Origin of the sequence: Actinoplanes sp. NPDC051494 (assembly GCF_044454705.1) — a bacterium.
Taxonomy (GTDB): domain Bacteria; phylum Actinomycetota; class Actinomycetes; order Mycobacteriales; family Micromonosporaceae; genus Actinoplanes.
This window is the reverse complement of sequence record NZ_JBITDZ010000008.1, coordinates 341,282-354,485: the sequence shown is the minus strand read 5'-3', so window position 1 is coordinate 354,485 and position 13,204 is coordinate 341,282. Positions and strand designations below refer to the sequence as shown.

Annotated in this window: 13 protein-coding genes; 7 read left to right on the top strand and 6 right to left on the bottom strand. The window is 71.2% G+C overall.

The window, feature by feature from the left end; genetic code table 11:
- Positions 1-68: 68 nt before the first annotated feature.
- From ACIA6A_RS27195 to ACIA6A_RS27175, 5 genes are all read left to right on the top strand, one after another.
- Positions 69-1,490 (top strand): amidohydrolase family protein, encoded by a 1,422-nt coding sequence (locus tag ACIA6A_RS27195; protein ID WP_396100686.1) that lies wholly within the window; start codon positions 69-71, stop codon positions 1,488-1,490.
- Positions 1,491-1,493: 3 nt separating this feature from the next.
- Positions 1,494-2,291, top strand: coding sequence for an IclR family transcriptional regulator C-terminal domain-containing protein (locus ACIA6A_RS27190; protein ID WP_396100684.1), 798 nt, complete (start codon positions 1,494-1,496; stop codon positions 2,289-2,291).
- A 71-nt stretch (positions 2,292-2,362) separates the two neighbouring features.
- Positions 2,363-2,977, top strand: a complete 615-nt coding sequence (locus ACIA6A_RS27185) for a GNAT family N-acetyltransferase (RefSeq protein WP_396100683.1) — start codon at positions 2,363-2,365, stop codon at positions 2,975-2,977.
- Positions 2,978-2,993: 16 nt separating this feature from the next.
- Positions 2,994-4,079 (top strand): winged helix DNA-binding domain-containing protein, encoded by a 1,086-nt coding sequence (locus tag ACIA6A_RS27180; protein WP_396100682.1) that lies wholly within the window; start codon positions 2,994-2,996, stop codon positions 4,077-4,079.
- 58 nt (positions 4,080-4,137) lie between these two features.
- Positions 4,138-4,443: a hypothetical protein gene (locus tag ACIA6A_RS27175; RefSeq protein WP_396100681.1), complete on the top strand. Its 306-nt coding sequence runs from the start codon at positions 4,138-4,140 to the stop codon at positions 4,441-4,443.
- Here the strand turns inward: ACIA6A_RS27175 and ACIA6A_RS27170 are convergent.
- The 4 genes from ACIA6A_RS27170 to ACIA6A_RS27155 all read right to left on the bottom strand — a co-directional run bounded on the left by ACIA6A_RS27170 (position 4,409) and on the right by ACIA6A_RS27155 (position 9,564).
- On the bottom strand, positions 4,409-4,702 hold the full coding sequence (locus ACIA6A_RS27170; protein WP_396100680.1) for a DUF3040 domain-containing protein: 294 nt from the start codon (positions 4,700-4,702) through the stop codon (positions 4,409-4,411). The genes ACIA6A_RS27175 and ACIA6A_RS27170 overlap by 35 nt on opposite strands.
- 129 nt (positions 4,703-4,831) lie before the next feature.
- Positions 4,832-6,067 carry a glycosyltransferase gene (locus ACIA6A_RS27165; RefSeq protein WP_396100679.1) on the bottom strand — a complete coding sequence of 412 codons (1,236 nt, stop codon included), beginning with the start codon at positions 6,065-6,067 and terminating at the stop codon, positions 4,832-4,834.
- Between the two features lie 134 nt (positions 6,068-6,201).
- Positions 6,202-8,400 carry an ArnT family glycosyltransferase gene (locus ACIA6A_RS27160; RefSeq protein WP_396100678.1) on the bottom strand — a complete coding sequence of 733 codons (2,199 nt, stop codon included), beginning with the start codon at positions 8,398-8,400 and terminating at the stop codon, positions 6,202-6,204.
- A gap of 102 nt (positions 8,401-8,502) precedes the next feature.
- On the bottom strand, positions 8,503-9,564 hold the full coding sequence (locus ACIA6A_RS27155) for a 3-deoxy-7-phosphoheptulonate synthase (protein WP_396100677.1): 1,062 nt from the start codon (positions 9,562-9,564) through the stop codon (positions 8,503-8,505).
- 296 nt (positions 9,565-9,860) lie between these two features.
- On the opposite strand from ACIA6A_RS27155, the gene ACIA6A_RS27150 reads away from it, so the two are divergent.
- Positions 9,861-10,265 carry a hypothetical protein gene (locus tag ACIA6A_RS27150; protein WP_396100676.1) on the top strand — a complete coding sequence of 135 codons (405 nt, stop codon included), beginning with the start codon at positions 9,861-9,863 and terminating at the stop codon, positions 10,263-10,265.
- Here ACIA6A_RS27150 and ACIA6A_RS27145 read toward each other — a convergent pair.
- Positions 10,212-11,801 carry a sensor histidine kinase gene (locus tag ACIA6A_RS27145; RefSeq protein WP_396100675.1) on the bottom strand — a complete coding sequence of 530 codons (1,590 nt, stop codon included), beginning with the start codon at positions 11,799-11,801 and terminating at the stop codon, positions 10,212-10,214. The genes ACIA6A_RS27150 and ACIA6A_RS27145 overlap by 54 nt on opposite strands.
- A gap of 1 nt (position 11,802) precedes the next feature.
- Complete coding sequence (locus ACIA6A_RS27140) at positions 11,803-12,540, bottom strand: response regulator transcription factor (protein WP_396100674.1); 738 nt, start codon at positions 12,538-12,540, stop codon at positions 11,803-11,805.
- 130 nt (positions 12,541-12,670) lie between these two features.
- Here ACIA6A_RS27140 and ACIA6A_RS27135 point away from each other — a divergent pair, with 130 nt between their 5' ends.
- Positions 12,671-13,078: a hypothetical protein gene (locus tag ACIA6A_RS27135; RefSeq protein ID WP_396100673.1), complete on the top strand. Its 408-nt coding sequence runs from the start codon at positions 12,671-12,673 to the stop codon at positions 13,076-13,078.
- Positions 13,079-13,204 lie beyond the last annotated feature (126 nt).

The following is a 13,204-nucleotide window of genomic DNA, read 5'->3' as shown; positions in this document are numbered from 1 at the left end:
AACACACTGGCCAACGGCACTGACCGCTGGTCGGACAGTTGTCCGCCGCTCTCTCGAAGGGGCCGCCCATGTTTCTCTTCCGCAATGCCACCGTCGTGACGATGGACGACGCGCACACCGTGCTCACCGGCGCCGACGTGCTGGTGATCGGCGAGACCATCGCCGGGATCGGCACCGGCCTGACCGCCCCCGAGGGCGCCACGGTGATCGACGCGTCCGGCGGCATCCTGATGCCCGGCATGATCGACACCCACCGGCACATGTGGCAGACCGCGATGCGCGGGTACGGCGCCGACTGGTCGCTGACCCAGTACTTCGTCTGGTACTACCTCGAACACGGGAAGACGTTCCGTCCCGAGGACGTGTACGCCGGGAACCTGCTCGCCGCGCTCGAGGCGATCGACGCCGGCGTCACCACCACCGTCGACTGGTCGCACGGCCTGCAGACCACACAGCACGCGGACGCCGCGGTCGACGCGCTGCAGGCGGTGCCGGGGCGCTTCGTGCTCGCGTACGGCAACATCCAGCAGGGCCCGTGGGAGTGGTCCGCGGCGCCGGAGTTCCGCGACTTCGTCGCCCGGCGGTTCACCCCCGGTGACGACATGCTCGGCTTCCAGATGGCGTTCGACGTCACCGGCGACCCCGCGTTCCCCGAGAAGGCGGCGTTCGAGGTGGCCCGTGAGCTGGGCGTCTCGGTGACCACGCACGCCGGGGTGTGGGGCGCCACCAACGACGACGGCATCCGGCTGATGCACGAGCACAAATTCATGACCCCCGGCACCGTGTACGTGCACGCGGCCACCCTGAACGACGACTCGTACCAGCGCATCGCGGCCACCGGTGGCTCGGTCTCCGTCTCCACCGAGAGTGAGCAGAGCGCGGGGCAGGGATACCCGCCCACCTGGGCGTTGCGCCGCCACGGCATCCCGGTGTCGCTCTCGATGGACACCAGCGTGTGGTGGAGTGGCGACCTGTTCTCCGCGATGCGCACCACGCTCGGCGCCGACCGGTCCCGGGAGCACCTCGAGGCGCACGCCCGCTCCGAGACCGTCACCAACGTGCACCTGCGCGCCGAGCAGGTCGTCGACTGGGCGACCCGCGGTGGCAGCCGCGCGCTCGGGCTGGACGCCAAGGTCGGCAGCCTCGAGGTGGGCAAGAAAGCCGACATCGTGCTGCTCCGCAACGAGAGCTCGCCGGTGATGTTCCCGGTGCTCAACCCGTACGGTCACGTGGCTTTCCAGGCGCAGCGCGGCGACGTGGAAGCGGTGCTGGTCAACGGGCGGATCGTGAAGCGCGACCACAAGCTCGTCGACGTGGACCTGGCCGCCGCGCGTACCGCCGTGGAGAACACCATCGACCACCTGCGTTCGACGATGGGCGAGCAGGCCTGGGTGAAGGGGATGAACCCGGACGTCCCGGAGGCGAAGGTGACCGATAATCCGTACACGTACACCGAGTACGACGCCGGCTCGGCTGAATGGAAGCATTGACCCGTGACACGCGCAGCCGGACCCGACTTCATCGAGGCCCTCGCCCGGGGCCTTGACGTGCTGCGCAGCTTCCGGCCGGGCCGCCGGGTGTCGACGCTCAGCGAGATCGCCGCCGACACCGGCCTGGCCCGGCCCACGGTGCGCCGGATCCTGCTCACGCTCACCGAGCTGGGTTACGTCCGGGCCGAGGAGCGCGGGTTCGCCCTCACACCGCGGGTGCTCGAGCTCGGCATGGCGTACGTCCACAGCCTCGACATGTGGGAGGTGGCCCGCCCGCACATGCAACGGCTGGTCGCCCGGACGGGCGAGTCGACGTCGATGGCCCAGCTCGACGGTTCCGACATCGTCTACGTGGCCCGGGTGGCCGTACCCAAGATCGTGACCTTGTCCGTGACCATCGGCACCAGGTTTCCGGCCGCCGCGACCTCGATGGGCAAGGTCCTGCTGGCCGCGCTGGAGCCGGCCGAGCTGGACGCGGTGCTGGAGCAGCCGACCCGCTCCGGCATCGCGGCCCGGGTCCTGCCGCCCCGCCCGGAGCTGGACCGCACGCTGCGGGAGGTCCGGGTCAAGGGCTGGGCCCTCGCCGACCAGGACCTCGCGCTCGGTATCCGGTCGATCGCGACCGGTGTCCGCAACGGCGACGGCCGGGTGGTGGCGGCGCTCAACGTGACCGTGCACGCCGCCGAGACCTCTGTCGAAAAATTGACAGACGACTATCTCCCGCCGCTGCTGCACGCGGCCGCGGACATCAGTAACGACTGGGCATTGCGGGATGCGGCACCCATGGTGGTCCGCAGCTGACGGAATTCCGTCTCTGTGGGGCGTCTCTCGCCCTCTGGCCGGATGCGGGTGCCACCGGGCAGGATCGGCGCATGACGACCCCGGGCCGGCTGCCGTACCCGATCACCCTGACCGGGGACGGCATCATCCTGCGCGAGTGGCGCGACGACGACCTCGACGAGCTGGTGGCGATGCTCGACGAGCCGGCGATCGCCCGCTGGACCCCGATGCCCTCGCCGTTCGGTGTCGACGCCGGCCTCGCGTACCTCAAACGCGCCCGGCTGGGCCGCACCGGTGGCAGCCGGATCCAGCTCGCGGTCACCACCGACGGTGGCAAACCGCTCGGTGAGGTCCTGCTCTTCGGCGTCGACGCCGGTCTGCGCGAGGCCGAGATCGGTTACCTCGTGGGCGCCGCGCACCGCCGTCGTGGCCTGGCCGCGGGGTCGCTCGCCCTGCTCTCCGGCTATGCCCGGGGCACGCTGCGACTGAGCCGCCTGCTGCTGCGGATCGACCCGGCGAACACCGCGAGCACGGGGGTGGCCCGGCGTTGCGGCTACCAACTCACCGGCGAACCGCCCATCCTGCAGGAGGGACCGTACGGCCCCAGCAGTCTCGACACCTGGGAGCAGGTCGCGGCCGGGGGCAGCACCCGGCTCGAACGCCTGCGAAACGTCGCGGCCCGCCGGTACGGCGGCCGTCGCGGCTGACGACACGGAGGTTCCGATGAACCGTGCACAGGCCATGGCACACCGGGTCGCCGCCCTCGGGCTCGCCTCCCGGGGCACGGACCGGCCCGCCGACCTGCCCGTGCTCGACCTCGGCGTGCAGGAGTACACCCCCGGCTCGGTCCAGGTCGCGCTGGCCGCCCGCACCTCGGCCGACCTGGCCGACGACCGCCTGATCACCGTCTGGGCGGCCCGTGGAGCCCCGCACGTGCACCGTGCGGCGGACCTTCCGGTGCTGGTCAAGGCGCTGTGGCCGGTGAGCGACGCGGACGCGTCGGCACGGATCAACAGCGCCCAGATCCTCGACGGGGTGAAACTCGGGCTCAAGGCGTTCGAGGTCACCGCGGCGGCGCTTCGCACGGCGGTGACGTCGTCGATGCCGCGTGGCGAGGCCAGCACGAAGGTCAGCAAGATCGTGCCGAGAGAGCTCACCTACGACTGCAAGCCCTGCGGCGCCCGGCACATCGCGGGCAACGTCTGGCAGCACGCCGGTCTGGCCGGGGGAGTCCAGGTCGAGTCCCGGGGCCGCGACGCGACGCTGGCCCCGATCCCGCACGCCCCGCCCCAGCCGTCGGCCAATGCGGGCATCGGTGACCTGATCACCGCGTACCTGAGGTTCCTCGGCCCGGCCGGCCCGGCCGAGGTGGCGAAGTATCTGGGCAGCACCGCCACCGAGATCAAGAAGGTCTGGCCGTCCGAGGGCCTGACCGAGGTGACCGTGGACGGCCGCAAGGCCTGGCTGCCGGCCGATTCCCCGCAGGCGGACGGGCCGATGGCCGGCGTCCGCTTCCTCCCGCCGATGGATCCGCTGCTCCAGGCCCGGGACCGGGATCTGCTGGTCCCGGAACGGGCACACCAGAAGGAGATCTGGCGCCCGCTCGGCAACCCGGGCGCGCTGCTGGTCGACGGCGAGATCGCCGGCGTCTGGCGGGCCAAGGTCGCCGGCCGCAAACGGGTCGATCTCACCGTGACCCCGTTCGGCACGCTGTCCGCCAAGGCCCGCAAAGCCGTCGAGGCGGAGGCCGACGTCGTCGCCCGGGCCCGGGACGTCGCGTCGGCGGCGGTTCTATACCCCAGGGCATAGCCGCATCTCCGGCTGCGGGCGGATCCGCCGGGGCCGGTCCGCTGCCAGAATTTTCGACATGGAGAGCACAAGCACCGCTGCCCCGGCCCCCACCCGCGTCTGGGCCCGACGATTCGCCATCGGCGTGGCCTGCGTGCCGGTCGCCGTGCTCAGCGTGTTGCACTCGATGGGCCGCTCGGCCGACTTCGGCGTGCTGGGCCGGTGGTACGTGATGATCCCGCTGACCATCGCCGCGGTCCTCGCCTGGCAGCTCGTCGAGAAGACGGTCGAGCGGGTGGTGCCGGCCGGCCCGCCCGCGGACTCAGCCGCGGACCCGGCTACCGGCCCGGCTACCAGCCCGGCGGAAGAGTGTCCGGAGCGGTGATCTTGGGGGCCCGGACCCGGTAGGCGATCGCGACCATGATGACCAGGGCCCAGATGCCCGAGACGATGGCCGCCGCCCACCAGCCGATCACCGCGAGGATCAGGGCGACGCCCCAGACCATCGTCGCGGCGAAGACCAGCGAGATCGGGACGCGCCGGCGCAGATGGCCGCCGGCCATGCGGGCGCAGAAGTCCGGGTCGTCGCGGCGCAGCTGGCGTTCGAGCAGCGCCAACCGGCGGGTGTCTTCCTTGTTGAGCATGTGCACCTCCGGCGGGGTCCGGACAGAAGGAGCCTCTGACCAGGCGGGGGACCGTCCCGGTCGATGCCTCCATTGTTACCCGCCGGTCACGGAATTCATATGGTGGACAGGGTTGTGTTCACATGCGATTCATGCGTCTGCCGGTGCGGCCTTCGTCGCGCGGAAGACCCAGATCCGCATAAGTAGGAAACGGACGCCGGTTGCGACCAGGTTCGCGATCACCAGGACCGCGAGCTCCAGCCAGGTGGGCGGCGCCGTCATGGTGTGCAGCAGGGCCAGCGAGCCGCTCGTGAGGCCCAGGCCGATGCCGAACACCACGAGCCCCTGGGCCTGGTGACGCCAGGCGCTGTCGCTGCCGCGTACCCGGAAGGTGACCCGGCGGTTGACCGCGGTGTTCGCGATCGCGGTGACCAGCAGCGCGATCAGGTTGGCCCACTGGGCGCCCGTGCCGGTCCGCAGCAGCGCGTACAGCGCCAGGTAGGCGAGCGTGCTGGCGACGCCGACCGCGGCGAAGCGCAGCAGTTGACCGGTGAGTCCCGCGGGGACGCCGGCGACCGGCAGCGGGTTGCGGCCCAGCTGTTCGCGCAGCGCGGCCAGGGGCAGCCGGCCGGTGCCGAGGGCCCGGGTGAGCCGGGCGATGCCGCGCAGGTCCGCCATCGCGGTGGCGACGATGTCCACCCGGCTGTCCGGGTCGTCCACCCAGTCCACCGGGACCTCGTGGATGCGCAGCCCCGCGCGTTCGGCCAGGACCAGCATCTCGGTGTCGAAGAACCAGCCGGTGTCCTCGACCATCGGCAGCAGCCGGGTCGCGACGTCCGCGCGGATGGCCTTGAAACCGCACTGGGCGTCGGAGAAGCGGGCGGAGAGCGTGCCGCGCAGGATCAGGTTGTACGTGCGGGAGATGAACTCGCGCTTCGCGCCGCGGACCACCCGGGAGCCGCGGGCCAGGCGGGAACCGATCGCCAGGTCGGAGTGGCCGGAGATCAGCGGTGCCACCAGCGGGAGCAGTGCGCCGAGGTCGGTCGACAGGTCCACGTCCATGTACGCGAGGACCGCCGCGTCCGAGTGCGTCCACACGTACTTGAGCGCCCGCCCGCGCCCCTTCTCGCTCAGGTGCACGGCGCTGACCTCGGGCAGGGCCTCGGTGAGCCGGCGGGCCACGTCCGCGGTCGCGTCGGTGCTGGCGTTGTCCGCGATGGTGATCCGGAAGCGGTACGGGAACTCGGCCGCCAGGTACGCGTGCAGGCGCAGCACACACGGCTCGAGGTCGACCTCCTCGTTGTAGACCGGGACGACGACGTCGAGGACCGGGGCGACGACCCGCACGGGACCCGACTCGTGCGACGGCAACGTGGAAAGGCTCATGCCCTTCACGGTCGTCGCCGGGCCTTTGCCCGGTGTGTGGTGAACCTGTGGCAGGGCTGTGAGTGCTGTTACGCACACATGGCGCAGGCGGCCCCCGGATGGGAGCCGCCTGCGCCTGATCGTCCGATGTGGGCTTACTGCACCGGCGTGGTCAGGTCGTACAGCGTCACGTTGTCGACGGTCTGCGACGTGAAGTTCTCCGACACCCAGGTGGAGATCTGCGAGCTGTAGTTGCTGCCACCGGTGCTGCTGGTGCCACCACCCCCCATGCTGCTGCCACCGATGAAGTAGTGGATCTTCCCGTCGGCGACGTACTGCTTGAACTGCTCCAGCGTGGGCGAGGGGTCGCTGCCGTTGAAGCCGCCGACCGCCATCACCGGGTCGCCGGTGGCCAGCTGGTAACCGGAGGCGTTCTGCGAGCCCACCGCCGCGGCGACCCAGGTGTACCGGTCCGCGTTCGCGTCGATCAGGGCCTTCATCTCGTCGCTGACCGTGGCGGCGTCGAGCAGACCGCCCATGCCCCCACCACCGCGCATCCCGCCGCCGCCCTGCCGGCCCCCCTGCGTGCCGCCACCCTGCGTGGTCCCGCCCTGCTGACCCTGCGTGGTCCCGCCCTGCTGACCCTGCGTGGTCCCGCCTTGAGCGGTCCCGCCCTGCTGGCCCGGGGTCGTGCCGCCCTGCTGGTTCCCGCCGGGGAAGCCGCCGCCGGGGAAGCCGCCCTGTCCGCCCCCTGGGAAGCCGCCGCCACCGCGGGGTCCACCGCCGCCGCCCGGGCCGCCGCGACCGCCGCCGCCGCCGAAACCGCCGCCACCCTGGACGGACGGGCCCGCGGTCGGGATCGAGCCGGTGTGCGGCTCGGACACGGTCTGCACCGCGTAGGCGGCCGGCCCGGCGAGCACCGCCACCAGCGCACCGCCCGCACTGAACAGCGCGATCTTCGCCGGCAGCCTGAGCAGCGACGCCAGCATTCCGGCCGCGGCCACCAGACCGAGGATCAACACCACCCAGCGCAGCCACGGTACGAAGTCCGGGCTCCAGCCGAGCATGTGGAACGACCACCACGCCGTCACGCCGATCGCCGCCGCGAGCGTGGCCGCCGCGTACGGATTGGTGCGGGCCCGCCAGAGGACCACCGCGCCCATGCCGACCACCGCGCCGACCGCCGGGGCGAGCGCCACCGTGTAGTAGGCGTGGAAGATGCCCTGCATGAAGCTGAAGATCAGCCCGGTGCCGACCAGCCAGGTGCCCCAGACGATCAGCGCGGCGCGCGCCACGTCGGTCCGGGCCGCGCGCCAGGTCAGCACCAATGCGCCGGCCAGCACGATCAGTGCGGCGGGCAGCAGCCAGGAGATCTGATTGCCCTGCGAGGTGTCGAACATCCGCAGGATGCCGGTCTCGCCCCAGCCGCTGTTGCCACCGCCGCCGACACTGCCGGTCTCGTCACCGTTGAGCCGGCCCAGCCCGTTGTAGCCGAGCGTCAGCTCCAGCAGGCTGTTGTTCTGCGAACCGCCGATGTACGGGCGCATCGACGCCGGCACCAGCTCGACGATCGCGATGTACCAGCCGGCCGAGACCACGATCGCGAGCCCGGAGAGCAGCAGCTGCACGATCCGCTTGCCCAGCCTCGGCGGCCCGGCGATCAGGTACGCGAGGGCGTACGCGGGCACCACCAGCAGCGCCTGGAGCATCTTGGTGAGGAAGCCGAACCCGACGAGCGTGCCGGCCAGCACGAGCCACTTGGTGGAGCCGTTCTCGACCGCCCGCAGGGTCGCGTACGCGCCGCCGATCATCAGCAGCACGAGCAGCGCGTCCGGGTTGTTGAAGCGGAACATCAGGACCGCGATCGGGGTCAGTGCGAGCACCACGCCGGCGAGCAGGCCGGCGACCGGGCCGAACCAGCGCTTGACCGTGGCGAACAGCAGGCCGACCGAGGCGACGCCGATGAGCGCCTCCGGGACCAGGATGCTCCACGAGCTGAGGCCGAAGATCCGTACCGAGATCGCCATGATCCACAGCGATGCCGGGGTCTTGTCGACGGTGATCGAGTTCGCGGCGTCCGACGAGCCGTAGAAGAACGCCTTCCAGCTCTCCGAACCGGCCTGCACGGCCGCCGAGTAGAACGCGTTCGACCAGCCGGAGGCACCGAGGTCCCAGATGTAGAGGACCGCGGTGACCACCAGCAGCGCGAGCAGAGAGGGGCGGACCCAGGCCGCGTCGGTCGCGGGGCCCCGGTAGAGCGCCGTCCACCGGGATCGAGGGTGCGCCGCGGGCGGATCGGCCGCGGGCGGCTCCACCACACCGGCCGTGTCCGGTACGGGCAACGTCGAGGTCATCAAGGTTCCTTACGGCAGGCGGAAGCACACTGACCCTCGTACTTTCTTCCGCCTGCCTGTCGGACCCTTATGCCCTTCCTGTGCGGCGTCTGTGAGTTGTGCTCAGGAGGTGCGGCGCTTCGCGGAAGCCGCGGCGAGCCGGTCGAGAACCTCCACAGTGGGATCCCAGCCCATGCACGCGTCGGTGACGCTCTGGCCGTACGTGAGCTCGCCGCCCAGGTCCTGTCGCCCGGGGATCAGGAAACTCTCCAGCATCACGCCGCGGATGCCCCGCTGACCGGCCTCGAGCTGGCCCGCGATGTCGTCCGCCACGATCGGCTGGCGCAGGTGGTCCTTGTTGCTGTTGCCGTGCGAGCAGTCGACCACGACCCGCTCCGGCAGGCCCGCCGCACGCAGCAGCTCGAGCGCGGCACCGATGTCCTCGGCGCTGTAGTTCGGGCCCTTGCCGCCGCGCAGCACCAGGTGGGTGTCGGGATTGCCGCTGGTGTGCATGATCGCCGGGGTGCCGGAGACGTCGATGCCGGGGAAGACGTGCTTGGCGGCCGCGGCGTTGATCGCGTCGATCGCGGTGGCGATGCTCCCGTCGGGACGGTTCTTCATGCCGATCGGCATGGACAGACCGGAGGCGAGCTGGCGGTGCACCTGCGATTCCACGGTACGGGCGCCGATCGCCCCCCACGCCACCGTGTCCGCGATGTACTGCGGGGTGATCGGGTCGAGGAACTCCACCGCCACCGGCAGGTCGCGTTCGAGCACCTGCAGCAGCAGCGCCCGGGCCACCCGCAGGCCCTTGCTGACGTCCCCGGTGTTGTCCAGACCGGGATCGTTGATGAGCCCCTTCCAGCCGACCGTCGATCGGGGCTTCTCGAAGTAGACCCGCATCACGATCAGCAGGTCGTCGGCGAGCCGGGTGGCCTGCTCACGCAGCCGGTCCGCGTACTCGGCGGCGGCGACCGGGTCGTGCACCGAGCAGGGCCCGACCACGACGAGCAGGCGCTGGTCGCGGCCGTTGAGCACGTCCTCCACCTGACGGCGGCTCTCCAGCACGCTCGCGGAGAGCTCGTGCGTCAGCGGTAATTCGTGGTGGAGCAGCGCTGGGCTCATCAGCGGCACGACGGACTCGATGCGGTGGTCGCTGACGCGCTGCACCTCGGGGATGGTCATAGCGGTGGTCCTCTCCGCCGGCACCCCCGGATGGCATCGCCGTGGGCCGGCTCGTGACAAACGAAAAGGCAGCGACGTCGTCGCTGCCTCGGCCGGCCCTGCTGGGGTGTCGTCAGGTCATGAATCCATGGCTGGACTAACTCATGGCTGAGACACCGGCGGGAGCCGGCCTCATAAACCACGAATACCAACGGGACACGCGGTCACTGTAGCTCAAAGCCGCGCCGCCCACCACGGAAGGTGTCCGTCAGGAGGGGTATGGGCGGATGCAAGTTGCGTGTGCTGACATGAGATGCATGAACGAGACGAGCGCGCCGTACCTCCTCGAGGGTCTCGCCGACCTCGCCCCGGCGCAGCGGCGGGAAGCGGTCGCCCTGGTGGTGCTCCGGGTCTGGGAAAGCCCGCAGGTGCTGCTCGGGGAGATTCCGCCGACCCAGGCCCTGGCCGCCATCGCGGCGATCGCCGCCGGGCTGCCCGGCGCCCAGGGCCGGCCGTGGCTCGACGACCGGCTCCGCGCGGCCGCCTGCCCGCAGGTGACCAGCGAACTCTCCGGGCGCGCCCTGTGCGCCCTCGACGTGCTCGTCGGCCGGGACAGCGAATCGGTGCCGCTGCGCCTGCACGTCTCCGACGGCGCCGCGGCCACCGCGTTACTGGACGATCTCCGGGATGTACTCATGGACGGGCTGCGGCTCGGCCTCTAGGTATCCGAACTGCGGCGACTCGGTCATCGGCAGCCGCACGGTGAACTCGGTACGGCCGGGGACGCTGCGTACGCCGACCGTGCCGCCGTGCGCGGTGACCACCGCGTGCACGATCGACAGGCCCAGGCCGGTGCTGCCGGCGGCCCGCGACCGGGAGCTGTCGCCCCGGGCGAAACGCTCGAAGATGTGCGGCTGGAGCTCGGCCGGGATGCCCGGGCCACCGTCGGTCACCCGGAGCACGGCGGCCCCCCGGTCGGCGCCGACGCCGACCACCACGGTGGTGCCCTCCGGGGTGTGGGTCCGCGCGTTGGCCAGCAGGTTCGCGAGCACCTGGTGCAGGCGCTGGCCGTCACCGGTGACCGTCACCGGCTCGTCGGGCAGGTCCAGCTGCCAGTAGTGCCCCGGCCCGGCCGCGTGGGCGTCGCTCACCGCGTCCACCACCAGCATGGTCAGATCCACCGGGTCGTGCGCGAGCGGCCGGCCGGCGTCCAGCCGGGCCAGCAGCAACAGGTCCTCGACCAGCGCGGTCATCCGCTTGGCCTCCGACTCGACCCGGCGCAGGACATGACTGATCTCGTCGGGTACGGGCTGCCGGCTGCGACGACTCAGCTCCGCATAGCCCCGGATGGCGGCCAGCGGGGTGCGCAGCTCGTGACTCGCGTCCGCGACGAACTGGCGTACCTGCATCTCGCTGGCGTGCCGCGCCTCCAGCGCGTTGCCGACATGGTCGAGCATCCGGTTCAGGGCGGCCCCGACGGCACCGACCTCGGTGCGCGGGTCGGTGTCCGCCTGCGGAACCCGTTGCGCGAGCTCCACCTCACCGCGGTCCAGTTTGAGCTCCGACACCCGGGTCGCGGTGGCCGCCACCCGGTTGAGCGGTTTGAGGTTGCGCCGGATGATGGCCGCGCCGAGCCAGCCCGCGACGATCAGCGTGACGAGCACCGCCCCGCCGGTGACCAGCGCGATGATCAGCAGCGTGTACTGGGTGTCCTTGAGCGGGAGGGCCGCCACCACGACACCGCCGGTGATGCTCTGCCGGGCGACCACCCGGTAGTCGCCGTACGAGCCGAGATCCAGGTCGACCGGATCGTTGTCGGCGGCGACCGCGCGCAACGCGGCGACCGTGGCGGCCGGCAGGGCCACGTACTGGTTGTCGTAGTTGCCGTCGGTGCCCTGCCCGTACTTCACGAGGCCGCCGGCACTGACCTCACCGGCCGACGTCAGGTTCACGAAGATCGAGTTGGCCTGGGCGCCCGGCGGCGGGATCGACCGGAACCGCTGCTGCTGACCGCCCGGGATGCCCGGATAGTTGGGGTTTCCGCCGCCGCCGGGACCGCCCTGCGCCCGGCTGGCGGTCTCCTGCAACTGGGCGTCCAGCTGCGTGTACAGCGTCTTGTGCAGATAGATCTCGGCGGTGCCGCCCACCGCGAGCCCGAGCAGGGTGAGCAGCGCGATCATGATCGCGATCAGGCGGGTCCGCAGCGACCAGCCCGCCGGCGAGCGCCAGCGGGCGGGACGGTGGACGGCGGTCACCATGTCAGTCCGCCGGCTTCAGGACGTAACCCGCGCCGCGCATGGTGTGGATCATCGGCGTGCGGCCGGCGTCGATCTTCTTACGCAGGTACGAGATGTAGAGCTCGACGACGTTCGCCTGGCCCCCGAAATCGTAGTTCCACACCCGGTCCAGGATCTGGCTCTTGCTCAGCACCCGGCGCGGGTTGCGCATCAGGTAGCGCAGCAGCTCGAACTCCGTCGCGGTCAACGTCACCAGGTCGTCGCCGCGGCGCACCTCGTGGCTGTCCTCGTCCAGGCTCAGGTCACCGACGATGAGCTGGGAGTCCGTACGCATCGGGGAGCGGCCCATCCGCCGCATCAGCCCGCGCAGCCGGGCGACGACCTCCTCCAGGCTGAACGGCTTCGTCACGTAGTCGTCGCCGCCGGCGGTGAGCCCGGTGATCCGGTCCTCGACCGAATCCTTGGCGGTCAGGAACAGCACCGGCACGTCGGGCGACTCCCCACGCAGCCGCCGCAGCACCTCGAGCCCGTCGATGTCGGGCAACATCATGTCCAGCACGACGGCGTCCGGCCGGAAGTCGCGCGCGGTCCGCACGGCGGTCTGCCCGTCACCCGCGCTGCGCACCTCCCAGCCCTCGTAACGCAGCGCCATCGAAAGCAGCTCCGCCAGCGTGGGCTCGTCATCCACCACGAGGACGCGGACCGGGCTCCCATCGGGGCGCCGGAGCTCGTTGCTGGTGTCTGAGTTCGCCATCGTCATGCCTCTAGTCTCGCGAGGGACGCTATGCGGCGCCTTTCCGCTTCCTGTGTAGCACCTGTGTGTCGCGTCCACAGGAAAGCCATGGATTCGCCACAGCACGCGGAAGGGTTGACTACTCATTGTTATGGCCATGACGGAGATGACGATCACCCGGACCGCGTACCCGATGGCTTGGCAGGAAAGCCCGCGCCGCACAAAGCCGCAGGCAGAAGCCCTGAGCCCGGCGGCGGTGAGCCTGGCTGTGACGCCGGCGGCTGAGGCGGTGGGCCTGGCTGTGATGCCGGCGGCTGAGGCGGGGGGTCCGGCGGCGGAGGTTCAGGAGGAGCCGGCCGGCAAGCGACGGCGAGCGGCCGGCGTGGTCGGAGCGGCGATGGCAGCGGTGATCGCGGTGGCGGCCGTCTTCGGACCCGGCCCGGCGCTGATCACCCGGCTCGGCGCGGGGGAGCAGGTCGCGTTCGCCACGGTGAGCGCGGCGGACACGATCCGGAGCAACGGGTTCCTGTCCGAGGTCCCGGCCGCCGGCCGCCGCACCAGCTGAGCCCCGTCTCCACCGTTCGTGCCGAACCACCCCGGCCCGCGTGTCGGAAACAGACTAAAAGTAATAAAATCCGCATAATCTCCGGCATTGTGTCCGGCGGTCGAGCGGAGAATAAGCGTGCGGGTA